Source organism: Rhodococcus sp. 14C212 (genome assembly GCF_011058195.1).
Classification (GTDB): domain Bacteria; phylum Actinomycetota; class Actinomycetes; order Mycobacteriales; family Mycobacteriaceae; genus Rhodococcus; species Rhodococcus aetherivorans.
The window spans coordinates 1-933 of sequence record NZ_JAALEH010000219.1 but is presented as its reverse complement, the minus strand read 5'-3'; the positions used below and the strand labels follow the sequence as shown (position 1 = coordinate 933).

The window sequence follows — 933 nt, the reverse complement described above, 5'->3', positions numbered from 1 at the left end:
CTCCCCCACCTCGGCGACCATCCCGCCGGTCTCGGCGAACCGGCCGTCGAACCCGACGTTGACCGACCCGCGCAGATGCCCGGCGGCGAAGTCGTCCACGCTGCGCGCATCGAGCACCCGGGTGCCGGCGGCCAGCTCGGCCCGCACCCGCTCCGGGCTCAGCGCCGGGATGGCTCGCCCCGGATCGAGCAGCGGATGCACCCTCTTGTTCAACCCGGCATCGACCGAGAAGTACGACGGCGCCGCCGGCTGCCCCTCGGTGACCAGCGCCACGAACGCCTCCTCGCTCATCGGCTGCACCGACGGGTTGCTCACCCGCTGCTCCCCGATCGTGGAGGTCAGCTCCGCCGACAGGTTCTTCCCGCACGACGAGCCGGCGCCGTGCGCGGGCATCACCGTGACCGCATCGGGCAGGGTCAGCAGCTTCTCGTGCACCGTGTGGTACATCGCCCGCGCCAGATCCTCGGTCGACGAGTCCCCCAGGTTCACCAGGTCCGGGCGGCCCACATCGCCGATGAACAACGAATCCCCGGTCAGCACCGCCGTCGGGGTCGCCCCCGGCTGCTCGCGCACCAGCACCGAGATCGACTCCCAGGTGTGCCCCGGGGTGGCCAGGATCTCGAGGTCCACCTCGCCGAGCGAGAGGTGCTCGCCGTCGCGCAGCCGCCGGATCGGGTAGTCCGCCTCGGCGGCCTCCCCGAACCCGATCCACGCCCCGGTCGCCTCGAGCAGCTCGAGATGCCCGGAGACGAAGTCGGCGTGGAAATGGGTGTTGATCACACCCTCGATGGTCAGCCCGTGCCTGGCGGCGTCGTCGAGGTACTCGGTGACATCGCGGCGCGGATCGACCACCACCGCCCGGCCGGTGCTCTCGTCACCGATCAGGTACGACGCGTGCGACAGGCACTCGATGTAGTACTGCTCGAGAATCAT

The 933-nt window shown here is 70.6% G+C and carries 1 protein-coding gene; it reads right to left on the bottom strand.

All coding sequences use genetic code 11. From position 1 onward, the window contains the following. Positions 1 to 933: MBL fold metallo-hydrolase (locus G6038_RS30780; RefSeq protein WP_165042705.1), on the bottom strand; the 933-nt coding region annotated here is incomplete at both ends.